Annotated in this window: 16 protein-coding genes and 1 pseudogene; 12 read left to right on the top strand and 5 right to left on the bottom strand. The window is 57.2% G+C overall.

From position 1 onward, the window contains the following. Window positions 1-248 precede the first annotated feature (248 nt). Genes PCLY_RS11650 through PCLY_RS11640 form a run of 3 tightly spaced genes read left to right on the top strand, consistent with a single transcriptional unit; the run spans window position 249 to window position 6,114 of the window. A complete protein-coding gene (locus PCLY_RS11650; protein ID WP_003139513.1) occupies window positions 249-1,511 on the top strand; it encodes a TolC family protein in 1,263 nt (420 codons plus the stop codon). Then, complete coding sequence (locus PCLY_RS11645) at window positions 1,508-2,968, top strand: efflux RND transporter periplasmic adaptor subunit (protein ID WP_061239417.1); 1,461 nt, start codon at window positions 1,508-1,510, stop codon at window positions 2,966-2,968. Before PCLY_RS11650 ends, PCLY_RS11645 begins: the two co-directional genes overlap by 4 nt. Further along, window positions 2,965-6,114, top strand: a complete 3,150-nt coding sequence (locus PCLY_RS11640) for an efflux RND transporter permease subunit (protein WP_059392067.1) — start codon at window positions 2,965-2,967, stop codon at window positions 6,112-6,114. Before PCLY_RS11645 ends, PCLY_RS11640 begins: the two co-directional genes overlap by 4 nt. A 342-nt stretch (window positions 6,115-6,456) precedes the next feature. Here PCLY_RS11640 and cadR read toward each other — a convergent pair whose 3' ends face one another. After that, window positions 6,457-6,909, bottom strand: coding sequence for a Cd(II)/Pb(II)-responsive transcriptional regulator (gene cadR / locus PCLY_RS11635; protein ID WP_017675702.1), 453 nt, complete (start codon window positions 6,907-6,909; stop codon window positions 6,457-6,459). Window positions 6,910-7,144: 235 nt separating this feature from the next. Here cadR and PCLY_RS11630 point away from each other — a divergent pair, with 235 nt between their 5' ends. From PCLY_RS11630 to PCLY_RS11600, 7 genes and pseudogenes are all read left to right on the top strand, one after another. After that, complete coding sequence (locus PCLY_RS11630) at window positions 7,145-9,427, top strand: heavy metal translocating P-type ATPase (protein WP_017675703.1); 2,283 nt, start codon at window positions 7,145-7,147, stop codon at window positions 9,425-9,427. Window positions 9,428-9,443: 16 nt separating this feature from the next. Continuing rightward, window positions 9,444-9,788 (top strand): annotated as a pseudogene (locus PCLY_RS11625) (DUF3703 domain-containing protein). A gap of 26 nt (window positions 9,789-9,814) precedes the next feature. Next, a complete protein-coding gene (locus tag PCLY_RS11620) occupies window positions 9,815-10,291 on the top strand; it encodes a hypothetical protein (RefSeq protein WP_059392066.1) in 477 nt (158 codons plus the stop codon). Window positions 10,292-10,387: 96 nt separating this feature from the next. After that, window positions 10,388-10,684 carry a hypothetical protein gene (locus tag PCLY_RS11615; RefSeq protein WP_017675706.1) on the top strand — a complete coding sequence of 99 codons (297 nt, stop codon included), beginning with the start codon at window positions 10,388-10,390 and terminating at the stop codon, window positions 10,682-10,684. A gap of 212 nt (window positions 10,685-10,896) precedes the next feature. After that, window positions 10,897-12,222, top strand: coding sequence for an OprD family porin (locus tag PCLY_RS11610; RefSeq protein WP_026088463.1), 1,326 nt, complete (start codon window positions 10,897-10,899; stop codon window positions 12,220-12,222). A gap of 147 nt (window positions 12,223-12,369) precedes the next feature. Then, window positions 12,370-12,648: a hypothetical protein gene (locus PCLY_RS11605; protein WP_224490798.1), complete on the top strand. Its 279-nt coding sequence runs from the start codon at window positions 12,370-12,372 to the stop codon at window positions 12,646-12,648. Between the two features lie 462 nt (window positions 12,649-13,110). Then, entirely contained in the window at window positions 13,111-14,079 is a 969-nt protein-coding gene (locus PCLY_RS11600; RefSeq protein ID WP_059392065.1) for an arsenic resistance protein, read from the top strand. Between the two features lie 107 nt (window positions 14,080-14,186). Here PCLY_RS11600 and PCLY_RS11595 read toward each other — a convergent pair whose 3' ends face one another. The 4 genes from PCLY_RS11595 to PCLY_RS11580 form a co-directional block, all read right to left on the bottom strand. Then, entirely contained in the window at window positions 14,187-17,309 is a 3,123-nt protein-coding gene (locus PCLY_RS11595; protein WP_045733420.1) for an efflux RND transporter permease subunit, read from the bottom strand. Window positions 17,310-17,320: 11 nt separating this feature from the next. Then, window positions 17,321-17,662 (bottom strand): P-II family nitrogen regulator, encoded by a 342-nt coding sequence (locus PCLY_RS11590; protein WP_045733421.1) that lies wholly within the window; start codon window positions 17,660-17,662, stop codon window positions 17,321-17,323. Between the two features lie 14 nt (window positions 17,663-17,676). Then, a complete protein-coding gene (locus PCLY_RS11585; RefSeq protein WP_045733422.1) occupies window positions 17,677-19,266 on the bottom strand; it encodes an efflux RND transporter periplasmic adaptor subunit in 1,590 nt (529 codons plus the stop codon). A gap of 153 nt (window positions 19,267-19,419) precedes the next feature. Then, complete coding sequence (locus tag PCLY_RS11580; protein ID WP_045733423.1) at window positions 19,420-20,688, bottom strand: TolC family protein; 1,269 nt, start codon at window positions 20,686-20,688, stop codon at window positions 19,420-19,422. A 571-nt stretch (window positions 20,689-21,259) separates the two neighbouring features. Between PCLY_RS11580 and PCLY_RS11575 the strand changes: the two genes are divergently transcribed. Both PCLY_RS11575 and PCLY_RS11570 read left to right on the top strand, forming a co-directional pair. Further along, window positions 21,260-21,934, top strand: coding sequence for a heavy metal response regulator transcription factor (locus PCLY_RS11575; RefSeq protein ID WP_061239415.1), 675 nt, complete (start codon window positions 21,260-21,262; stop codon window positions 21,932-21,934). Beyond that, window positions 21,931-23,334 (top strand): heavy metal sensor histidine kinase, encoded by a 1,404-nt coding sequence (locus PCLY_RS11570; RefSeq protein ID WP_045733424.1) that lies wholly within the window; start codon window positions 21,931-21,933, stop codon window positions 23,332-23,334. Before PCLY_RS11575 ends, PCLY_RS11570 begins: the two co-directional genes overlap by 4 nt. The last annotated feature ends 46 nt before the right edge of the window (window positions 23,335-23,380 follow it).

The raw sequence follows: 23,380 nt of genomic DNA, 5'->3' as shown, positions 1-23,380 counted from the left end.
TGCAAATCCGGCCAGGAATGCAAGACCGGAGGACTTCTCCAGACCACCGTGATCAAGAGCATATCCCCTCTCCCCTCACGCCCCGAGATATTGCTGACCCAGTCGGTGATTAAGCGAGAGCCCGCAGGACTCTGGCGCCCTCCTCGTTTCGTCTAATGCAGTGATCATCCCGCGCCTTACAGTCAGGCGCATCGTCGCGGTCACGTTTCGTAGTCGCGACTTCGATCAATCGCATTGGAGGCGAAAGCATGTCCGCTTTCCTTTTTCCACGCCGTGGCTTTCTCGGTGTGTTGGCTGCCGCATTCTGGGCAGCTCCCTGGCTTGCCGCGCAGGCGCAGCCCCTAACTTTCGAACGAGCCCAAGCTCTGGCCGAGCAGAGTGCCCCTGAGAACCTCGCGCGCCAGGCGCAGGTGGCATCGGCACAGCAGGCTGTCGAGCCCGCAGACGCCCTGCCCGATCCCAAGCTGATTCTAGGCATCGACAACCTGCCGATCGAAGGCCCTGACCGTTACACGCTTAATCGTGACTCCATGACCATGCGCCGCATTGGGTTCATGCAGGAAGTCCCCAACAGTGACAAGCGTCAGGCTCGGCGCCAGTTGGCCGAGGCTTCAGTAGGCCGAGCCGAGGCCGAGCAGCGTGCCATGCAGTTGGAGATCAAGCGCCAGACGGCAGTGAGCTGGCTGGATGTGTACTACGCCGAACGCAGTGTTGGCCTCTTCGATCAACTGGACCGTCAGATCGAGATGCTCCGCTCGACCGTGCAATCGCTGATTGCCGGCGGTAGTGCTCAGCCTGGCGAGCTGTTGCAGGCCGACCAGGAAGCTTTGGCGTTACAAGATCGGCGAGATGAACTGAATCGCGATGTGGCAGTAGCTCGTGCCAAGCTGCGCCGCTGGATAGGCAACGAGGCTGACCAGCCTTTGCAAGGAGGTGTTCCCAGTCTGAACCTGGTGGCACCGCACCTGCAGCAACGCATTGCCTCACACCCTGAGTTGCGCGCTGCCTCCGCCCGAGTCGGCGAGGCTAGCGCCGAGCTGAACGAGGCCATCGCCGAGAAGACCCCCGACTGGGGTGTTGAGTTTGCCTACAACAATCGCGACAACCAGTTCGGCGATATGGTGATGGTGCAATTTACCTTCGACCTGCCGTTGTTCGTAGGCACACGTCAGGGGCCCAAGATCAACGCCAGACAACAAAGCGTGTCGCAGATGGAAGCCGAGCAGGAAGCATTACTGCGCGCCCATCAGGCTGAGCTGGAAGGCGGTATTGCCGAGCTTGAGCAACTGCGCAGGACCTTGTCACGCACCGAAAAAACCTTGATCCCGCTTGCAAGCAAACGTGCCGATCTCGAACTGGCCGCCTACCAAGCCGGTAACAGCCAGCTCACATCCGTTATTACTGCCCAGCGCGACCTGATTGATGCGCAACTGCGGCAGATTGAACAACAGCGCAAGTTGAGCCAGCTCTCCGCAAGCCTGTACTACGCCTATGTGGAGGGCCTGAAATGAAGATATCGACATTTGGTTTTGCGGTCGCCGTGCTGACCGTGGGCATTGGCGCGGCGGGCGGTGGCTACTGGCTGGCCCAGCGGCAAGCCAAACACGAGCTACTGCCTAGCTCCGCACCGACGGACGAGCGCAAAGTGCTCTATTGGTACGACCCGATGCAGCCTGAGCAGCGCTTCGATAAACCGGGCAAGTCACCTTTCATGGATATGGAGCTTGTCCCTAAATACGCAGGATCCGAGCAAGATCCGTCTGTCCTGAGCGTCCCCGCTCAAGCCGTGCAGAACCTCGGAATGCGGACCTCGAAGGTGATCCGCGGTGTACTGCCCTCGGATATCGAGGTGGTCGGCTCCCTGGCCTATAACCAGCGAGAGGTAGCGAACCTCCAGGCCCGCGCTGGCGGATTCGTCGAGCGGGTTTACGGGCGTGCCCCTGGCGATGTACTGCCAGCTGGAACACCCTTGGTCGACCTGCTGATTCCCGAGTGGTCCGCCGCGCAGTTGGAGTTCCTCGCGGTACTGCGTACCGGTGACGCCCGCTTGATCACTGCGGCCCAAGAGCGCCTCCGCCTGCTCGGCATGCCACAAGCGTTGATAGAGCAGGTTCGCCGCAGCGGCAAACCGCGGGCAGTGCAAACCCTCACCACACCTATCAGCGGCGAGCTCCAAGCCTTGCAGGTACGCGCCGGGATGACCGTTGAAGCCGGGCAGGATCTGGCGTTGATCAACGGGCTGTCCAGTGTCTGGCTCGATGCGGCGATACCCGAGGCCATGGCCGGAAGTATCCAGGTCGGGGACGAGATCCGCGCCAACCTGACGGCCTTTCCTGATCGACCGCTGCTGGGCCGCGTCATAGCCTTGCTGCCGAGTGCCGATCCGCAAACGCGCACGCTCACGGTACGCAGCGAGCTACCCAACCCTGCCGGTAAGTTGCGCCCCGGCATGTTCGCCGCCGTACGCCTGAACAGTGCCGTCGAACAATCCACGCTTCTTGTGCCGAGTGAAGCCGTGATTCGCACCGGGAAGCGTGCATTGGTGATGCTGGCCGAAGGCGACGGACGCTACCGTCCCCAGGAAATCACCTTGGGCCGCGAGGCCGATGGGCGTCTGGAGGTGTTTTCCGGTCTTGAGGAAGGTCAGGCGGTCGTTACCTCCGGCCAGTTCCTCATCGATTCGGAAGCCAGCCTGCAGGGCATCCTGGCCGGCAATGCAGAACAGGACAGCACGGAGGGGCTGCATGTGTCTCACGGCGTTATTCGCGCACTGGACGGGAAACAAGTCACCCTGGAGCATGGCCCCTTCGAGAGCCTGAATATGCCAGGTATGACCATGGCTTTTCCTCTGGTCAGCTCCGAAGTAGCTGTGGGACTTAAGCCAGGAGATCACGTACGCATCGCCGCACGTCAGACAAACTCCGGCCTGCTGATCGAGCAGCTCCGCAAGGAAGGAGACCAGCCATGATCGCGCGCCTGATCCATTGGTCGATCGGCAACCGCTTCCTGGTACTGCTGGCCACCCTGTTCATCACCGCCCTGGGCCTCTGGTCGCTGCGCAACACGCCGTTGGATGCACTGCCGGACCTATCTGACACCCAGGTCATCATCAGAACCAGCTTTCCCGGACAGGCACCGCAGATCGTCGAGAACCAGGTGACCTACCCACTGGCCACAACCATGCTCTCGGTACCGGGGGCGAAGACGGTGCGCGGCTACTCGTTCTTCGGCGACTCCTTCGTCTACGTGCTGTTCGAGGACGACACCGACCTCTACTGGGCGCGCTCGCGGGTGCTGGAGTACCTCAACCAGGCGCAGGAACGCCTGCCCGAGGGTGTTACCACCACCCTTGGGCCGGATGCCACCGGCGTGGGCTGGATCTACCAGTACGCCTTGGTCGACCGCAGCGGCCAACATGATCTTGCGCAGCTACGGGCGCTGCAGGACTGGTTCCTCAAGTACGAGCTCAAGAGCCTACCCAACGTGGCCGAAGTGGCTACCCTCGGGGGCATGGTCAAGCAGTATCAGGTGCTGCTCGATCCGCAAAAGCTGGTGGCTTATGGGGTAACTCAGCAGGAGGTCGAAGCGGCGCTGAAGAGCGCCAATCAGGAAACCGGCGGCGCCATCCTGGAGCTGGCGGAGCGCGAGTACATGGTGCGGGCTTCAGGCTATCTAGAGAGCCTGGAGGATTTCCGCAATGTGCCGCTGCGGGCTTCGGCCAGCGGAGTTCCGGTGCTGCTGGGTCAGGTGGCCACCATTCAGCTGGGGCCAGAGATGCGGCGTGGCATTGCCGAGCTGGATGGCCAGGGTGAAGTGGTAGGCGGCGTGGTCATCCTACGCTCCGGAAAGAATGCCCGCGATGCCATCGCTGCGGTGAAGACCAAGCTGGACAGCCTGAAGGGCAGCCTGCCGGCCGGCGTCGAGGTGGTCACCACCTATGACCGCTCGCAACTGATCGACCGCGCCATCGATAACCTCAGCTACAAGCTGCTGGAAGAGTTCGTGGTGGTGGCCTTGGTTTGCCTGCTCTTCCTCTGGCACCTGCGCTCGTCGCTGGTCGCGATCATCACCCTGCCCCTGGGCATCCTCATGGCCTTCATCGTCATGCGCTACCAGGGCGTCAATGCCAACATCATGTCGCTCGGCGGGATCGCCATCGCCATCGGCGCCATGGTCGACGCCGCCGTGGTGATGATCGAGAACGCGCACAAGCACATCGAAACCTGGAAGGCTCGACACCCTGGTGAGCAGCTACAGGGCGAGGCGCACTGGCGGGTGATCGGCGAAGCCGCGGTCGAGGTCGGGCCGGCGCTGTTCTTCAGCCTGCTGATCATCACCCTGTCCTTCCTCCCGGTCTTCACCCTGGAGGCCCAGGAAGGCCGCCTGTTCGGCCCGCTGGCCTTCACCAAGACCTATGCCATGGCGGCTGCCGCCGGACTCTCGGTCACCTTGGTACCGGTGCTGATGGGCTACTGGATTCGCGGGCATATCCCCAGCGAACAACAGAACCCCTTGAACCGCTGGCTGATCGGCGCATACCGGCCGGTACTGGAGTGGGTGCTGGCTTGGCCAAAAGTGACCCTGGCGCTGGCCGTGCTGGTCTTTTTGTCCAGCCTCTGGCCCCTCAGCAGACTCGGAGGAGAGTTTCTGCCGCCCATGGACGAGGGCGACCTGTTGTACATGCCCTCGGCCCTGCCCGGCTTGCCGGCGAGCAAGGCGACCCAACTGCTGCAGCAGACCAACCGGATGATCCTCACGGTGCCGGAAGTGGCGCGGGTGTTCGGCAAGGCCGGGCGAGCGGAGACGGCCACCGACCCGGCGCCGCTGGAAATGTTCGAGACCACGGTGCAGTTCAAGCCGCGCGAGCAATGGCGTGCGGGCATGACGCCGGAAAAGCTGATCGAGGAGCTGGACCGCGCGGTGAAGGTCCCCGGGCTGTCCAATATCTGGGTGCCGCCCATCCGCAACCGCATCGACATGCTGGCGACGGGGATCAAGAGCCCCATTGGGGTGAAGGTCTCCGGAACCTCCTTGGTCGACATCGAGCGCATAACGCGCGATATCGAGGCCGTGGCCAAAGAGGTGCCTGGGGTGAGTTCGGCCTTGGCAGAACGCCTGACCGGAGGTCGCTATGTGGATATCCAGATCGATCGGCTGGCCGCGGCGCGCTATGGCCTGAGCATCGCCGATCTGCAGACGGTGGTATCGGGCGCCATCGGCGGCAGCAATATAGGCGAGACGGTTGAAGGACTGGCCCGCTTCCCGATCAACCTGCGCTATCCCAAGGAGTGGCGAGACAGTCCGCAGGCACTACGGCGTATGCCGATCCTCACTCCAGCCGGCCAGCAGATCACCTTGGGCACCGTCGCCCAGGTAACTCTGACCGAAGGGCCGCCGATGCTGCGCAGCGAGAACGGGCGACTGTCCGGCTGGGTCTATGTCGATGTCCGTGGGCGCGACCTGGCCTCGACCGTGCGCGAGCTGCAGCAGCGCGTCGCCGAGCGGGTACAACTCGACGCCGGCATGACCGTCTCCTACTCCGGTCAGTTCGAGTTTCTGGAGCGCGCCAATGCGCGGCTGGCCTGGGTGGTGCCGGCGACTCTGTTGATTATCTTCGTGCTGCTCTACCTGACTTTCAGCCGCTTCGGCGAGGCCCTGCTGATCATGGCCACCCTGCCCTTCGCCCTATCGGGCGGCATCTGGCTGCTCTACTGGTTCGGCTTCAACCTGTCGGTGGCCACCGGCGTGGGCTTCATTGCCCTGGCCGGCGTCTCGGCCGAGTTCGGGGTGATCATGCTGCTGTACCTGAAGAACGCCTGGCATGCGCGTGTGGATACCGGGCGCAGCGGTGATCCGGCCCTACTGGAGGCAATTCGTGAAGGCGCGGTGCTGCGTGTGCGGCCCAAGGTGATGACGGTGGCCGTGATCATCGCCGGCCTGTTGCCAATCCTCTGGGGCGGAGGTGCCGGATCTGAGGTGATGAAGCGCATCGCCGCGCCCATGGTCGGCGGCATGATTACCGCGCCGCTGATGTCCATGTTGGTTTTGCCGGCCGCGTACTGGCTGATGCGTCGACAGGGCAAACGAAAGAGTTACTCACCACAGGAGCTATAGCTCTGAGTGTTCAGGAGAGCCCCTCCGCCAGATGACGAAAAGGGGCTTATCTGCCTTAAATCACGCGTTTAACACTCAGGTACTCGCCCTTGGGTTCAGCTCAACGGCAATGGCACAGTGACCCTCAGGTGCTCAAAGCCTGGGAGGCTGCTGCCGTGCGCCAGACGACCACGTTTTTTGTGAATGGCAAACCGCTCCTGAGCTTTGGTGCACAGCCACTGATTGATCTGGTTAAAGCTGAAATCGAACAAAGCAAATAAGCGCTTGCAGTCTGTAAACAAACGAACCCGCACCACCGCCTGCAATGTCTCGTGCCGAGTACTGCAGGTGGTGGCGCATTGTTTAGTGGCGATGGCTTTTCCCAACGTGGGTATGGCCATCATCTGGAAGTGCACTGACTCCGCCGGTGGTATTCAGGCGCTGGAGAATTCCACACTCGTCTACACCCCGCTCAGAGGCGCAACGGTGTCGTAACTCAACCAGCTGTTGTTGCAGTGCCAGGAGGCTGGTCACTCGCGCTTGCACATGCTCGATGTGCTCATCCACTAAGCTATTCACACCCTCACAGTTCCCCTCTGGCCGATCCATCAGCGCCAACAAGCTTCTGATCTCGTCCAGGGTCATGTCCAGTGTTCGGCAATTACGAATAAACGTAAGCCTCTCAAGATGCTCACTGCTGTAAAGACGATAATTGCCCTCGCTGCGAGCCGGTGTCGGCAACAGCCCTTCACGCTCGTAATAGCGAACCGTTTCAACCTGGCAATCGGCAAGCTTGGCCAGCTCTCCAATTTTCATGAAATACCCCTTCTACAAACTCTTGACCCTGTAGTGGCTTCAGGGTGTTCACTCTACAGCACTGACCAATAAGGATACCCCCATGGCTGGTTGCTGCAGTGATGAACAAAAACCTGAAGCGGTTTCAAAGGATGTCTGCTGTGACCCCAGCGGCGCGTTTAAGTGCTCGGCCACGGCAACTACAACGGTAAATGCCATGGTTCGCTCCAGGCTCAGCAGTTTCCGTATTGAACAAATGGACTGCCCCACCGAACAGACGCTGATTCAAGACAAACTGAGCAAGCTGGCTGGCATAGACAAGCTCGATTTCAATCTGATCAATCGCGTTCTTGGGGTATGGCACAGCTTGCCGTCGACCGCTCTTATTGAAGCGGCGATCTCATCCCTAGGTATGCAAGCAGAACCGCTCTCTGCTGAGGGGCAAGCCCGCATCACAATCGAACAGATGGACTGCCCAACGGAAGAAAAGCTGATCCGCGACAAGCTCTCCTCCCTGACCGGCATCAGCGCGCTGGAGTTCAACTTGCTTCAGCGCGTATTGACGTTTAGCCACACAGCAGAAGCATTGCCAGCAGCCCTGGCAGCGATTCGCGACCTTGGTTTCACGCCAGTGGTTGAGGGTGCAGCAACAGTAAACGATGAAGCGCAAGCAGCGCCGCGCAAGAAGGCTTGGTGGCCTTTGGCGCTATCCGGTGTGGCTGCCGTATCGGCTGAAGTGCTGCACTTCGCCGAGCTTGCACCTGAGTGGGTTGTGGCCGGTGTGGCGCTGCTCGCCATTCTGCTGTGCGGCCTGACGACCTATAAAAAGGGTTGGATTGCGCTGAAGAACCGCAACCTGAACATCAATGCACTGATGAGTATTGCGGTTACCGGTGCGGTGCTGATTGGGCAATGGCCGGAAGCCGCCATGGTCATGTTCCTCTTTTCTGTGGCCGAGCTGATCGAGGCAAAATCGCTGGGTCGGGCTCGTAATGCCATCCGCGGCCTGATGGATCTGACCCCAGAGCGCGCCACGGTGCAGCAAGCAGACGGCTCATGGCTTGAAGTTGAGGTTAAAACCATAGCCTTAGGTGCATTGGTCAGGGTTCGGCCTGGCGAGCGAATCGGCCTCGATGGCGAGGTGACTTCCGGCAACTCCACCATCAACCAAGCGCCGATCACGGGGGAAAGCCTGCCCGTAGAGAAAACCGTCGGAGACCCGGTTTTTGCTGGCACCATCAATCAAGCAGGCTCGCTGGAATACCGCGTCGTGGCAGCCGCTGCCAACACTACGCTGGCACGCATCATTCACGCGGTCGAAGAGGCACAGGGTTCACGTGCTCCGACCCAGCGCTTTGTCGACCAATTCGCCAAGGTATACACCCCTGTCGTATTCCTATTCGCCCTGGCTATCGCCATTGTGCCGCCACTCTTCATGGCCGAACCCTGGTACGACTGGATCTATCGTGCCTTGGTACTGCTGGTGGTCGCTTGCCCTTGCGCCTTGGTTATTTCAACGCCCGTCACCATTGTCAGTGGCCTGGCTGCGGCTGCGCGCAAAGGCATTCTGATCAAAGGCGGTGTCTACCTTGAAACCGGCGGCAAGCTTGGCTTCCTGGCACTCGACAAGACCGGCACTATTACTCACGGCAAGCCGGTGCAGACCGATTACATGCCGCTGGTTGATCAGGACTCAGAAGTCTACCGCACACATGCCGCCAGCCTCGCCAGTCGGTCTGACCATCCGGTATCGCAAGCGATAGCCAAGCATGCCAGTAAGAATGGGCTGGCGTTTACCGCCGTTGAAGGATTCGAAGCCCTACTGGGTCGAGGTGTTCGAGGCACCATCGAAGGCATAGATTTCCACCTGGGTAACCACCGCCTGGTGGAAGAGCTTGGCCTCTGCTCACCCGAGCTGGAAGCGACGCTGGAGCGTCTCGAACGCCAAGGTAAAACAGTGGTGGTGCTGTGCAATCCGCAGCGTGCCATTGCCCTGTTCGCCGTTGCCGATACCGTCAAGGGCTCCAGCCGCCAGGCAATTGAGGAGCTTCATGCGCTTGGCGTGAAGACCACAATGCTGACCGGCGATAACCCGCACACCGCAGATGCGATTGCACAGCAGGTAGGCATCGACGAGGCACGCGGCAACCTACTGCCAGTCGACAAATTGCAGGCCATTGAAGCATTGCAGGCGCGCGGCTACGTTGTAGGGATGGTCGGCGATGGCATCAACGATGCGCCGGCGCTGGCGAAGTCTGAAATCGGTTTCGCCATGGCCGCCGCCGGCACGGACACGGCCATCGAAACTGCGGATGTGGCCTTGATGGATGACGACCTGCGCAAGATCCCGGCCTTCATCCGCCTGTCTCAACAGACCGCCGTCATCCTCAAGCAGAACATCGTGCTGGCGTTAGGGATCAAGGCCCTGTTTCTCGCCATTACCCTAACGGGGCAGGCGACGATGTGGATGGCCGTCTTTGCCGACATGGGCGTCAGCCTGCTGGTGGTGTTCAACGGCCTGCGCCTGCTTAAAAAGTAGGATCGGAGGATTGAAGATGAAAGCAGCATTGCAACTCGCAATTGAACAAGCCTTTCAGCAGGCCCGGCAGGCCATGCAGGAACAGCGCAGCGCAGATGCCTTTCAATGGTTAGAGCGCGCGCACATCCTGACCCAACGCCAACCCGTGCTGCATGCTGGGTCACACTGACTGATGCTTGTGCTCGGCTGGCAGACCGGCGATTACCGCGAGGTCGCGGGGCAACTACCACGTATTTTCGCGGCCCTGCTGTTCTCCAAAATCTGGGTGCCTATCGGCAATACAGGCCGCTCCAGGGTCAGTGCTTTCAAGCCCATGCCGGTTCCCGAAGAACCACAGACCTTGCTTGCCGATGACAAGTAAACTCAATCCGGTCGGTGATTGCGCCCATGCAAATTGATATCTCTACCCAGCTGCCATGCTCACTGGCAGAGGTGATCGCCCAGGTGCGCACGCCACGTCTGCTGCATCAGGTTGCATCACCGTTGCTGAGTTTCAGCCCGCTGACTCCCGTTGAGTTTCCTGGCACCTGGAACGAGGGCACTTACTGGGTCAAGCTGAAGTTATTCGGCGTACTTCCCATTGGCCGTCAGGCGATTGTGATTACATACCCGCAGACGGAAAATGCTCAGATTTTCATGCTAAGAGACAACGGCTACAGCCCGCTGATCAGCAAGTGGGATCACCTCATTACGGCACAAGAGGTCAACGGCGGAACGCTTTACCGAGATAGCGTGACCATCAAGGCGGGCGTCCTCACTCCGTTCGTCTGGCTATTTGCGCGCCTGTTCTACGCCCACCGTCAGCGCCGCTGGGCAACCTTGGCGGCAAATGGCTTTAACTACGGAAACTCTCAGCCGCTGTAGTAATCGCACCTTGCTAGGTTCTTGGTCGCATCAACCAACTCTTCGTCTGGTAAGCGCTGAGCCCATGGCTATTCACACCCATGCGGTCACAGTTTCATGCACCATTACTGCCATGAGCTGGAATATACGCAGTGCGCCTGCCAGCTCCAGCTCGTCAGCGAAATGCTGGCTTACACGGCGGGAGTGAGCAGCATGCCCGAATCACGCAAGGTGATTCGGGTGGACGCTTACGAGCATCCAAACAAGATCAACCGGCGTCACCCCCAGCCGGCTTGTCACATCAGCCCGGCGCTATCGATCTATCTGAGTGCACCGTCCTATGAGCTGGCAGTCATGAACATTCGGCCTGATCAAGGCTGGAGCTCTCTCGACCTACCCGTCGGATTCTATTGAAAATCTGAATTCAAATGTCGCTTTAAGACAACTTTCATTGCCGCCTTGTGAAGATTACAGAATTGTAATTTTCCAATCATCTTCAAGTTATCTTCAGCTTGCAAGGATAGGGCTCAGCTCCCCAAAGGCGCAGAGCGCTTGAGGGTGCAATACCTATAAGAACGCCATGGCGAAAACTAGACTAATAACTGCCAATTATAAAGGAGCAATAAATGCTTAATAAAACCAAACTATCCCTTGCAGTATTTTCGGCGATTGTCAGTGCAGCTCCGCTCATGGCGGCCGCAGAAGAGCAAGCCGAAGGTTTTGTAGAAGGTAGCAGTTTCAATATTCTCAACCGTAACTTCTACATGAATCGTGACTTTCGTAAAGGTCAGTCGAGCAACACTGACAATGGTTATACTGAAGCTTGGGCACACGGGATCATTGGCCAGTTCGAGTCGGGCTTTACCCAAGGTACCGTAGGCTTTGGTATTGATGCCTTCGCCATGCTCGGCCTTAAACTGGATACCGGGGATGGTCGATATGGCCCAGGTGGTACTGTTAATCTGCTGCCGGTAAATAGTGATGGTGAAGCCGAAGATAACTACTCCAAAGTGGGTGGTGCAGTAAAAGCCCGGCTATTCGACACCGTTGTCAAAGTGGGTGATGTGTTCCCCATGACGCCGGTGGTTCACTACGGTGACTCCCGCCTGCTACCGGAAAGCTTTCGCGGCGTTACGGTTGAGAACACAAGCTTTGATGGTTTGACCCTTCAGGGTGGCCGCCTGCATGCCATGAGCCAGCCGCAGGTCAGCACCATGCGTGATGAGTTCGCAACCTTCTATGCGGGCTCTGTCGCGTCTCCATGGGTTGCCTATTTCGGCGGTGACTATTCGCTAAATGACAACCTGAGCTTTAGTCTCTATAGCAGCCAACTCAAGGATGCTTGGAAGCAGCACTATGCCGGTACGTCCTTCACCTACCCGCTGACCGACAGTGTTTCCTTGTTCGGTGGCTTGAACTACTACAAAGCTGTTGATGACGGCCAGCAGCTGTTGGGTGAGTTCGATAACGACATTTACAGCGGCAAAGTGGGTGTGCAGTTCGGTGCACACAGCGTTGCCCTGTCGCACCAGCGCAACAACGGCGACGATGATTTCGACTACCTGCGCCAGTCTGATTCCATCTTCCTCGACAACTCTATTCAGTACAGCGACTTCAACTCGCCGAAAGAGAAGTCCTGGATGCTGCGCTACGACCTAGATATGGCCAGCTATGGCGTTCCTGGACTGACCTTCATGACGCGCTATGCGCTGGGTACAGATGCGGACTATTCCGACGCCAACAGTGTGTATATGCGTCGTGATGCCGATGGCAACCCGCTGACTGACCAGAAGCGCTGGGAACGCAACATCGAAGCCAAGTACGTCGTCCAAACGGGCTCACTGAAAGAGATGTCCTTCCGTGTTCGCCAGATGACTACCCGCGCAACGGATTACGAGTCGGATCTGGACGAGGTTCGTCTGATCGTCGAGTACCCACTGAGCGTGCTCTAAAAATGGATGGGCGGGCGGGCTCTAAAAGCACTGCCCGCTCATGCATAACAAGATAGGCAGTTATTAGATTTCAAGAATGTAATGTTGGGCTCACGCTGCTGTTAGCTTCACCTCCGTAAAATTCACTCGAACTTGCAGAACTTGTCCATGAACCTCGACAAGCTAATAATTGAATTTTACGAGGCCTGCCTTATGAAGATGTTGAAAGCCCTAGTTATTGGATCAGTACTTCTTGTCGGCTCCACACAGTCTTATGCAGAAGATGGCTATGATCGCTCAATGAAAGCTCAGGCAAAATTTCGAGCAGATCAAAAACGAATTCACGGAACTGAGCCTGCTGCCAAACCGGCGGACGAACTAAAGGTTAAGACCAGCAACCAAGATCGGACCAATACCGATCTTAAAAAAGAAACCAACGCTGACTAACCGCTCACTTCCGAACGATGTTCACCTCTAGAAGCTCCCGAGCTCCTTTGGAAAGAGGTGTACCCTAAGCGCCCTTCGGGGCGCTTTTTTTATTTAATCTTTAATAATAAGAAAGATTCACTGGGAGTTTAAACCTCCAAGCTAGACAACTAACTCTTCTCTTCCGCAAGTCATTCATATCTGCAACAAGCCATCGCTGTCAGCGTGTAGCAAGAAGGGCAAAATGATACCGGTGAAGGCCTTTAGATTGATCTGCCTGATATCTGCAAAGGCACTCGGCTATCACCCCGATGCTAGAACACGGTGTCATTTGAATACCGCGCCCTTGCACCGTCAGCAGATACCCACTCAATAGCCAGACGCCGTGCCCATCTCAATCTTTCATGATTCAAGCCATCCAAGAGGATCGCCACGCTTTTCGCTTCCTCATGTAAGCTGACGTTTTTCATCCTTGAGGATGCTATGAGTAGGGATGCACTTGAACAAAACCAGATACCGATCTATTTCGTCGCGGTCATTGCAGCGGCAATCGGTGGGTTAATAGCTACTGCAGCGGCGCAGAGCCTGAACGCATTAGTGACCCCGACTATCGCCGTGCTGATGTACGCGATGTTTCTGCAAATTCCCTTTCTTGATCTCCGCAAAAGTCTTAGCAACAAACGCTTCATGTCAGCCTTGCTTATCGCCAATTTCGTACTGATTCCACTGCTGGTATGGGCACTCACCAGAGGGCTCGCAGAACACCCGGCAATCCTAATAGGCGCTCTTCTAGTTTTGCTCACCCCGTGTATCGACTACGTGGTGGTCTTTACTCACATTGGCAAAGGCGACTCGCGTGCGATTCTTGCAGCAACCCCCATCCTCTTGCTGTTGCAGCTTGTGCTGTTGCCTGTGTACTTGGCTTTCATGCTAGGGGAGCAATCCCGAGTCGTTATCTCGATAGCGCCTTTCGCTGAAGCCTTTCTCGCACTGATTGTCGTGCCTTTATTGCTCGCGGTTGCTACAGCAGCCTTGGCTAAGCGCTCACGGTTCGTAGGTCGCTGGAACACCGTATGGGCATGGATGCCAGTCCCTGCGATGGCGGCAGTTCTCATTGCGGTGGTTGGGTCGCAAATCTCGCCGGTGGTTCGTGATATCGACCAGCTTTTACCGGTGATCCCGGTGTACATCGGTTTCATGCTTTTGGCCCCCGTAGTGGGCGCACTGGCTTCAAGAGCTTATAAACTGCCCGCCTCGACGGCGAGAGCGGTTACTTTCAGTACCTCCACACGTAACTCGTTGGTGGTTCTTCCGCTGGCCCTGGCATTGCCTGAAGAAATACGGGGGCTTGCAGCCGCAGCGGTCATCACCCAGACGCTGGTTGAGTTGGTGGGTGAGCTTGTCTACATCCGGGCAGTTCCGATTCTTATTTGGCGTAAAAAAAGCCGCTGAGGACGTCACAGGCACAGTCACCGCCCACATTGAGCGGTATTTACGGTAAGCAAAAAGCCCCGCTCAAGAGCGGGGCTTTTCAGTTGCACACGAATAGCGCTGTGAACTTAGCGCAGACGATGGGCCAAGCGGTAGAGCAATGGCAAAACCAGCAGCGTCAGCACGGTTGAAGACAGGATTCCGCCAATCACCACCGTCGCCAGAGGGCGCTGAACTTCTGCGCCCGTACCGATGGCAGTGGCCATTGGAATAAAGCCCAGAGACGCAACCAAAGCAGTCATCAGCACCGGCCGCAAACGAGTCAACGCGCCTTCACGAATAGCCTCGTCCAGCCCCATGCCGTTCTCACGCAAACTGCGAATAAAGGAAATCATCACCAGGCCGTTGAGTACCGCGACACCCGACAACGCAATGAAACCCACCCCCGCAGAGATCGAGAGCGGAATATCACGCAGCCACAAGGCCATGATCCCGCCGGTCAGCGCGAAGGGCACGCCGGTGAATACCAGCAGGCCATCTTTGACATTGCCGAACATCATGAAGAGCAGCGTGAACACCAGCAGCAACGAGACCGGTACGACAATCTGCAGGCGCTTGGCTGCCGACTGAAGCTGCTCGAAGGTGCCGCCCCAGGTCGTCCAGTAGCCTGTAGGGACGCTAACCGCCAGGGCGATCTTGCTCTCGGCCTCGGCGACAAAAGAGCCAATATCGCGGCCGCGAACGTTGGCGGTGACCACCACGCGACGCTTGCCACTTTCACGGCTGATCTGGTTCGGCCCCGGTGCGGACACCACGCTCGCCACATCAGCCAGGCGCACAAACCCTGGGCCATCCAGCCCATCGCCATTGGCCAGACGAATAGGCAGCTGCTGGATCTTGTCGACATCATTGCGCCACTCGTCCGCCAGGCGAACTTGGATATCGAAACGCCGGTCACCTTCAAACAGTGCACCCGCCTCGCGCCCGCCGATGGCGGTGGAAATGGCGTCCTGAATCTCCGAGACATTCAAACCGAATCGTGCGGCTTTCTCACGGTCGATTTGTACGCTGAGCATCGGCAGACCGGTGGTCTGTTCGACCTTCACATCAGCTGCTCCTGGAATACCCTCCAGCACCTCAGCGATTTGCTCGGCGGTCTCGTTCATCACATCCATGTCATCGCCAAACACTTTCACTGCGACGTCACTGCGTACGCCGGAGATCAGCTCGTTGAAGCGCATCTGAATGGGCTGAGTGAACTCATAGTTGTTGCCGGAAACCTGTTCAACCGCCTCCTGCATCGCCGCAACCAAATCGGCTTTGCTGCGATCAGGATCGGGCCACTGGTCGCGCGGCTTTAGCATGACAAAGTTGTCCGCCACGTTCGGCGGCATTGGATCGGTTGCGACTTCAGCGGTTCCAAGCTTGGCGAACACCGTATCAACCTCGGCAAAGGATTTGATTCGTTGTTCGAGTTGCACCTGCATTTCAATTGCTTGCGAAAGGCTAGTGCCAGGAATACGCAGGGCATGCAAAGCGATATCGCCCTCATCCAGGCTCGGCACGAACTCACTGCCCATCCGCGAAGCAGCTAAACCAGAAAGCACCATGATGACTGTCGCAATGGTCAGCACTAACGGCTTGCTGACCATGACCCAATCTAGCAACGGCGCGTAGCCTTGCTTGACCCAGGCCATTAGCCGATTTTCTTTTTCACTGACGTTGCCATTGAGGAACAGTGCAACAGCTGCCGGGACGAATGTCACCGAGAGGATCATGGCTCCGAACAGGGCTGTCACCACGGTGAACGCCATTGGGTGGAACATCTTGCCTTCCACGCCGGTCAGCGCAAATATCGGCAGGTACACCACCATAATGATCAGTTGGCCGAACAGCAGTGGACGACGCGCCTCCTTCGACGCCGCGAACACCTCATGGAAGCGCTCATTACGGGTCAACGTTCGGCCTGCTGCGGCCTGGGCGTGAGCCAAACGACGCACGCAGTTCTCTACGATCACCACGGCACCATCGATGATGATGCCGAAATCGAGTGCGCCAAGGCTCATCAGGTTCGCGCTGACCTTGTTGCTGACCATGCCCGTAAAGGTGAACAGCATCGACAGCGGAATCACCATTGCGGTGATGAGGGCCGCCCGAATGTTACCCAGGAACAGGAACAGGATAGCGATAACCAGCAGAGCGCCTTCGATCAGATTCTTCTTCACCGTATTGATGGCCTTATCGACCAATACAGTGCGGTCATAGACCGTCTTCGCTATGACTCCTTTCGGCAGGTTGCGATTGATCTCCTTTATGCGCTGGTCGACAGCCTGCGATACATAGCGGCTGTTCTCACCAATCAACATAAAGGCAGTGCCGAGCACCACCTCCTGGCCGTTCTCAGTAGCGGCACCGGTGCGCAGCTCCTTACCCAGGCCAACCTCGGCCACATCACCGATGCGCACAGGAACACCATCGGTGTTCTTGATGATGATGTTGGCGATGTCAGCGATATTGCCGACTTGTCCCGGAGCGCGGATCAGGTACTGCTCGCCGCTGCGTTCGATGTAGCCCGCACCAACGTTGGCATTATTGCTCTCCAACGCAACCACAATGTCCTGCAGGCTGAGGCCATGTGCGACCAGGCGCTCCGGCTTGGGTGAAACCTGGAACTCCTTGGCATAACCGCCAATGGTGTTGATCTCGGTAACACCTTTGACGGTTCGCAGTTGCGGCTTGACGATCCAGTCCTGAATCTCACGCAGATCCATCGGTGTATAGGTGCTGCCATCCGGCTTCTTCGCACCGTCTTGCGCCTCGATGGTCCACATGTAGATCTCGCCCAGACCAGAAGCGATTGGCCCCATGCTCGGCGACAGATCACTGGGTAGATTTCCACGCGCTTCCTGTATCCGCTCATTCACCAACTGACGAGCGAAGTAGATGTCTGTGCCGTCTTCGAAAATGACGGTGACCTGCGACAACCCGTAACGTGAGATTGAACGCGTTTCCTGTAAGTTGGGCAGCCCAGCCATTACCGATTCAATCGGAAAGGTCACGCGTTGCTCGGTTTCCAGTGGCGAGTAGCCCTTTGCCTCGGTATTGATCTGCACCTGCACGTTGGTGATGTCGGGAACCGCATCAATCGGCAACTTCTGGTAGCTGTAAACACCCAACGCTGCCATGCCGAGCACAGCCAGCAAGACTAGCCAGCGCTGGTCGATGGCGAAGCGAATTAATCGTTCGTACATGTCAATTTCCCCTAAAGCGCAGCATCACCGCGCTCTCCAGTACGGATGCGCAATGCGTCGGTCAAAGGGGCCACGGCGACGATTCCATCACCGGGTACACCTGTGTGGGCGGCCTTCTCGATGGCATGGACGATCTCATCGGCAACTTCTTCTGAACAGAACGCCAGCAGCACGAGATGCTGATGGGCGTCGGGGTTCCACTCGTCGGCGATGTAGCTGTGATCCTTGCCGTGGCCACGTGGATGACCATGGGCGGGCAGGATGGTAAATCCAGGCAGGTGTGGCAGTGCATGCAAAGCTTGCTCGACGGCCTCAAGCCGGATCGGGCGAAAAATAGCTGTAACTTGTTTCATAGCTCGACTCCGAATTAGTGGTCATGGCTCGCGCCGGCTTTGCCAAGCTCAGCTTTGATCAGGAAGCTGTTCTTCAGCGCGTATCGATCGCCCGCCTTCAGACCCGAGATAACCTCGACGAAGCGGCCGTCGGATTTGCCCAGCTCAAGAGGCCGAGCTTCTAGCTGGTTATCGAAGCGGCCGAACACTACCTGCCAATCGCGAACGGTCTGGATCGCTTCGACCGCTACTGCAACGGGAACGTTGTTCTCCTCGGCAATCACCTCGACCGTCACTGGCAAACCAGGCCGCCATAGCCGATCTGGGTTAGCTAGCACGATGCGAGCAGTCGCTGAGCGGGTTTGCGCCCCAACCAGAGCGCTGACATAGGAAATGGAGCCCTTAGCCGTGGCGGCGAATGCGCTGGAGCTCACGACAACGTTTTGCCCTTCGGCGATTACGCCCAAGTCTTTCGCCGCGACGGTTGAGTCCACCCATACGGTCGACAAATCCGAGACGGTAAAGACTGCGGAATCCTCTTTGAGTACTTCACCAACAGAGATGCTTTTGCTGGTTATCACGCCATCGATAGGGGCACGAATCTCGAATTCGGTGAGATTCTGGCCTTTGGCCGGTGCACCGCCCAGCGAAGCGATTTGTTGCTGGACGCGCTGCACTGCGATAGCAGCTTCCTGCATGGCAACTTGCGCCTGCAGGAAGTCCTGCTCGGCGGAAATCTTCTCTTCCCACAATTGCTTTTCACGTGCATAGGTCGTGCGGGCAAGCGCAGAGCGTTGCTGGGCGGCCAGTAGCTCGCCACGCAGTTCGGCCAGCGCCTGGCTGGAGATTTTGGCCAATACCTGACCCTTGCTGACCGTATCGCCAGCACTAACCGCCACCGAGTCGACGCGCCCGGCAAGTTGCGGGGTCACCTGAACCGTGCGGTCACCGTTGTAACGAACCTCGCCGAGCACTTGCAGCGTGGAGGCGATTTTCGCGGGACCAGCAGTGGCGAGCGTGACGCCACCCTGCTCAAGCTGCGCATCCGTCATGGTCACGCGGCCCTCAACCTGCTCGTAACCGAACGAATAGCTCTTGCCACTGTGCGTGGCGCTGATGGAAACCTGGAATGAATGCGGCTCTACAACCGCGGCATCGCCACGTAGGTAGTTATTCTCTTTGCTGAAATTGATGATTTGCGCAGGTTGGCCAAGACGCAACAAGGTCACTTGCACCGTGCTTTCAGCAGGATTTAGAAGCTTGCCGTCCAGGTAGGTATAGAGCCTGAACTGAGGCTCTACGCCCTCCTCAAAAATCGTCACTTCAAGCGCATAATCACCCTCGGTGAAAAGCTTGCCGCCATGCTCGCCCTTGGTGGGTTCTACAGTTTCATGGTGCTCTTTATCTGCATGCTCATCGGCCTCTTCATGCTCGTCGGCCGAAGCCTCCCCGTGGTGCTCGGGATCTGCGTGAGCCGATACATCCTCATGACTCTCATCATGGCCATGGCCTTCCTCCCCGGACTTACCAGGGCTACCACTTAGAATCAGGCCCGCCACGGCTAAACCGATGACGACAACAGCCACAATCATCAGCCACTGCTTTCTGGGAGTTGTTGATGCCATTGGTAACTCCAAATTATCAAAAGTATTGAATTTGATTCATGCCCAGGCGGCGACTAAACGCGCTCAATAAACATGCAGCCGCCAGGAAAGCAGGCGAGGCTTCATGTCGCATGACGCGACCGTCTAAGGCGTTATGTAGGTGCGCAGAGATGCTTATTTTTTGAATTCGATGTTGAGTTGGGAGCCGTAAATCTTCTCCAAGCTCACCCAGGCCGAGATAGCTTCATCCAGGGTATTCAGGTACTGGGAGCGCATGCTTACGAGGGTGCGCTGAGCATCGAGTACATCGATAAAGGCAAACTTGCCCATCTCGAATCCACGTACTGCGCCCTCTACTGCTTGCTGCGCGGTCGGCAGCAGTGTGCCGCTGATCGAGTCGACTTCACTTCTAGCGCTTTCCCACTGCTCAAATGCCTGCTGGGCTTCCGCGCGCAGGCGGAGTTCTGCGGCATTGCGCAAATCCCGCGCTTGGTCAGCTCCTTGAGCAGCGGCCAGCACATTGCCTTGGTTACGGTTGAACAACGGAATAGGCATCGACAAGCCGAGCAAATTGACGCGCTCGCCAAGCCCTTCGTCGTATTGGCTGCCAACACTGACGGTGAGGTCTGGAATGCGCTGCGACTTTTCGAGTTCCAAGGAAGACTCGGCACGCTGGATGTGCGTGCTGGCCAGCCGTAGGTCCGCTGTATCTGTTATGCGTGCAAGCATCTCAGCCTGCGACGGCAGGTACGGCAGGCGCTCAAGATCACCCTCGACATGCGCGAAGTTCGGTGTCTCGGCACCCGTTATGAGCGCCAGTTGCTTGTAGGCATTGCTTTGATTGAGGCGTGCGCGATTCAGCTCCAGTTGAATTTCCGAAAGCTGCACCTGAGCACGCGAAATTTCGATTGGCGAAGCCTTGCCGGCCTTTACGCGCCCTTCGACCACCTGAAGTCCGCGACGGGCAAGGTCTAACGACTGAGTGGAAAGCTGCAGTCCTTCCTGGGCACGCAGGGCTGAGTAAAAGGCCTGGATGACCTCAGCGCGCAAGATGTTTTTCTTACGCTCCAGATCAATCGCCACCGCGTCCTGATCACGCTCAGACACATCAATACGCGCGCTACGCTTGCCGCCCAGCTCAATTGGCTGAGATACCTGAATGCTGGTAACGCGCGACTCACTGCGCGTGTCCTCAACGCTCCAGGACAACTCAGGATTCGGGATCAGCCCAGCTTGAGTACGAGCACCTTCGGCAATACCTGTATTCCATTGTGCTGCAGCGAACTCCTGGTTCTCAGTGAGCGCTTGCGCCAACGCCTCATCAATCGTTATTGACTGCCTTGTTGATTCGGCAGCAGTTGTTGGAACTGGAGCAATTAACAATGCAGCCAGTAGCCCTGATAACACACAGAACTTACCTACTCCAACTCCATGTCCGGCCATTGTTTTTACATGCACTTAAAAGTCCTCCGCAGAACTAACTCTGCTGGAATATAATGAAGGCCTTTATATTTATTAATCCCGAGGGATATCGAGGATCATTACTTGGGAAAATAAGTAGAAAGCCAATTCCCGGCAGAATGTAGTGCTCCACGCCTATCAGCAAGGTGACTGGAAAATTACAAATACGTTATCCAGCACCTTTCCAAGTAGGCCTGTATTAGTATTGGCAGCGCTCAAGAGAGCAGGCGATTTAGCGCCCAGCAACAACTAGAAACAAACACAGTTAAATAGCGGTTGCCTCGCGTGTAGCGCCCCGGGCAGCCCTGCCAGTCAAAAGTTGGGGGTTTTGGATAAGGGCAAGTACTGCGACACGTTGTCGCTTAACACCTTGGAGCCATGCGAAATAGGCATTACAGCTTGACCCTAAAGCCGCTTCAGGCTTTAGCCTTGGAGCAACCTGAAAAGCCGTAGGTCATATCCGTGACCGCCGATGAAAGAATTAAAACCACTCCGCAGCCACAACAAAAGAATATCTAAAAAATACTGGCTGCACATTTTAAGGTGAATTTTTATGCGAATCCTTATTGTCGAGGACGAGCCCAAGACTGCCGAATACTTACACCAAGGTTTAAGCGAAAGTGGCTATGTAGTTGATAAGGCAGCCACTGGCGTGGACGGTCTCCACCTTGTTAGGCAACACGCTTACGACTTGGTAGTGCTTGATGTAAACCTGCCTGAAATTGATGGCTGGGGCGTGCTTGAGCATATACGCAGTAACAGCAGTACACGCGTGATAATGCTGACTGCACGCGGGCGCTTAGTGGATAAAATTAAAGGCCTGGATTTGGGGGCAGATGATTATTTAGTCAAACCGTTCGAGTTCCCTGAATTACTTGCGCGAGTTCGTACATTGCTACGGCGAAGCGAGCAAATTCCAGTACCGGAAGTGCTGCGGGTAGCCGACCTTGAGCTTGATCCGGCGAGGCACCGCGCGTTCCGTGGTGAGCAGCGCATCGACCTGACCACTAAAGAGTTTGCGTTGCTGCACCTACTGATGCGCCGCTCTGGGGAAGTGCTATCGCGCACCCAGATCATTTCGCTGGTCTGGGATATGAATTTTGACTGCGACACAAACGTCGTCGAAGTCTCCATCCGCAGGCTACGCGCCAAAATTGATGATCCGTTCGATAACAAACTGATCCACACCCTCAGGGGTGTTGGGTACGTGCTTGAGGAACGGGCATGAAGCCGGCCAGTCTATCCATGCGCCTTGGCCTGTCGGTCAGCGTGATGGGGGCGGCACTGGTTGTTCTGCTAGCGGCACTCGCCTACTTCGCGCTTACCCATGAGCTGGACTCGTTGGCCAAGCAGAGTCTTGACGGCAAACTGGAGCAGATTCAGCACAATCTCGCCGAAGACATGAGTGCACATGCAATTGCCCAGCAACCTCACGAGTTGCTGGATCTGGTCATGGGGCATGACAACCTGCACCTGACGATCTACGGGAAAAAGTCAGGCACCAAATTACTCCTGAATCTGGGTGAGAAATCCAGGGAGCCCATTCTTGCCAACATACCAGCAGGCGATACCCCTAGTTACCAAAGCTGGTCGGATACTGAGGGAAACAACTTCCTGACCGCATCCAAGGTGATGCTGCTCAACGACGGCGACCACGTCAGGGTCTTACTCTCAATTGATCGATCTGCCGACGAAGCACTGCTCAGTGCCTACCTCAAGTCAACACTGATCGCACTCCCTCTTCTGCTCGCGCTGATTGGCATGGGCGCATGGTGGATCGTGCAGCGAGGCCTTTCTCCGCTCCGGCAATTTCGCCAGGTTGCATCGCTGATCTCCACACAGGATCTGACCCACCGAATTTCCGTGGATAAGCTTCCACAAGAACTCAGCGCGCTGGCCCACGGCATCAACTTCATGCTGCATCGACTTGATGGCGGCGTTCAGCAGCTATCGCAATTCTCTGATGACTTGGCCCATGAGTTGCGTTCGCCCATCACCAACCTGATGGGCAAAGCCCAGGTAACTCTCTCCAGAGAGCGTCCGCCAGAGGAATACAAAGCCGTACTGGAGTGCTGTACAGAAGAGCTTGAGCGCGTCACCCGGATTGTTTCCGACATGCTGTTTCTCGCTCAAGTCAGCCACCCGGCGTCCCTGGTTCCCTTCGAGAAGATTGCCCTAGAAGATGAGGCAAGACGCGTTGTGGATCTGTTCAGCATCTCCGCGGAAGAGAAGCAGATCAGCCTGAGCATTGTCGGAGCAGGCCTAACCTTCGGTGATCGGCTGATGGTGCAGCGCGCGATTTCAAACCTGTTGTCCAATGCGATTCGACATAGCCCCATCGGCGCAAACATTTCGTTGCTGATCGAAAAGCACAGCGAAACCGTATCGTTCTCGGTGGAAAACCCCGGGATTGGCATTCCCGCACAGCACATCCCTCATTTGTTCGAACGCTTCTACCGTGTCGATACCAGCCGCTCTCGTGCCGAAGGTGGAACAGGGCTTGGCCTGGCAATTGTTCGCTCGATCATGAGCCTGCATCAGGGCACGGTCGAGGTCAGCAGCCTGCCAGGCAGCTTCACCGTGTTCCGTTTGATCTTCCCCAAAGTCCGCAATGGTTCCTCGACCTAGACCCTGCAGGCGTACAGGCATAACGACCAGCCGAAGATTGGCTGCA

It is taken from the genome of Ectopseudomonas composti, from assembly GCF_001567565.1.
Classification (GTDB): domain Bacteria; phylum Pseudomonadota; class Gammaproteobacteria; order Pseudomonadales; family Pseudomonadaceae; genus Aquipseudomonas; species Aquipseudomonas composti_A.
This window is presented reverse-complemented; position numbering and strand designations above follow the sequence as displayed.

Bases quoted from the DNA above. Each gene is read 5' to 3' on its own strand.
- PCLY_RS11650 (WP_003139513.1), top strand. From the start codon at position 249: ATGTCCGCTTTCCTTTTTCCACGCCGTGGCTTTCTCGGTGTGTTGGCT.
- PCLY_RS11645 (WP_061239417.1), top strand. From the start codon at position 1,508: ATGAAGATATCGACATTTGGTTTTGCGGTCGCCGTGCTGACCGTGGGC.
- PCLY_RS11640 (WP_059392067.1), top strand. From the start codon at position 2,965: ATGATCGCGCGCCTGATCCATTGGTCGATCGGCAACCGCTTCCTGGTA.
- cadR (WP_017675702.1), bottom strand. From the start codon at position 6,909: ATGAAAATTGGAGAGCTGGCCAAGCTTGCCGATTGCCAGGTTGAAACG.
- PCLY_RS11630 (WP_017675703.1), top strand. From the start codon at position 7,145: ATGGACTGCCCCACCGAACAGACGCTGATTCAAGACAAACTGAGCAAG.
- PCLY_RS11620 (WP_059392066.1), top strand. From the start codon at position 9,815: ATGCAAATTGATATCTCTACCCAGCTGCCATGCTCACTGGCAGAGGTG.
- PCLY_RS11615 (WP_017675706.1), top strand. From the start codon at position 10,388: ATGCACCATTACTGCCATGAGCTGGAATATACGCAGTGCGCCTGCCAG.
- PCLY_RS11610 (WP_026088463.1), top strand. From the start codon at position 10,897: ATGCTTAATAAAACCAAACTATCCCTTGCAGTATTTTCGGCGATTGTC.
- PCLY_RS11605 (WP_224490798.1), top strand. From the start codon at position 12,370: ATGAACCTCGACAAGCTAATAATTGAATTTTACGAGGCCTGCCTTATG.
- PCLY_RS11600 (WP_059392065.1), top strand. From the start codon at position 13,111: ATGAGTAGGGATGCACTTGAACAAAACCAGATACCGATCTATTTCGTC.
- PCLY_RS11595 (WP_045733420.1), bottom strand. From the start codon at position 17,309: ATGTACGAACGATTAATTCGCTTCGCCATCGACCAGCGCTGGCTAGTC.
- PCLY_RS11590 (WP_045733421.1), bottom strand. From the start codon at position 17,662: ATGAAACAAGTTACAGCTATTTTTCGCCCGATCCGGCTTGAGGCCGTC.
- PCLY_RS11585 (WP_045733422.1), bottom strand. From the start codon at position 19,266: ATGGCATCAACAACTCCCAGAAAGCAGTGGCTGATGATTGTGGCTGTT.
- PCLY_RS11580 (WP_045733423.1), bottom strand. From the start codon at position 20,688: ATGGCCGGACATGGAGTTGGAGTAGGTAAGTTCTGTGTGTTATCAGGG.
- PCLY_RS11575 (WP_061239415.1), top strand. From the start codon at position 21,260: ATGCGAATCCTTATTGTCGAGGACGAGCCCAAGACTGCCGAATACTTA.
- PCLY_RS11570 (WP_045733424.1), top strand. From the start codon at position 21,931: ATGAAGCCGGCCAGTCTATCCATGCGCCTTGGCCTGTCGGTCAGCGTG.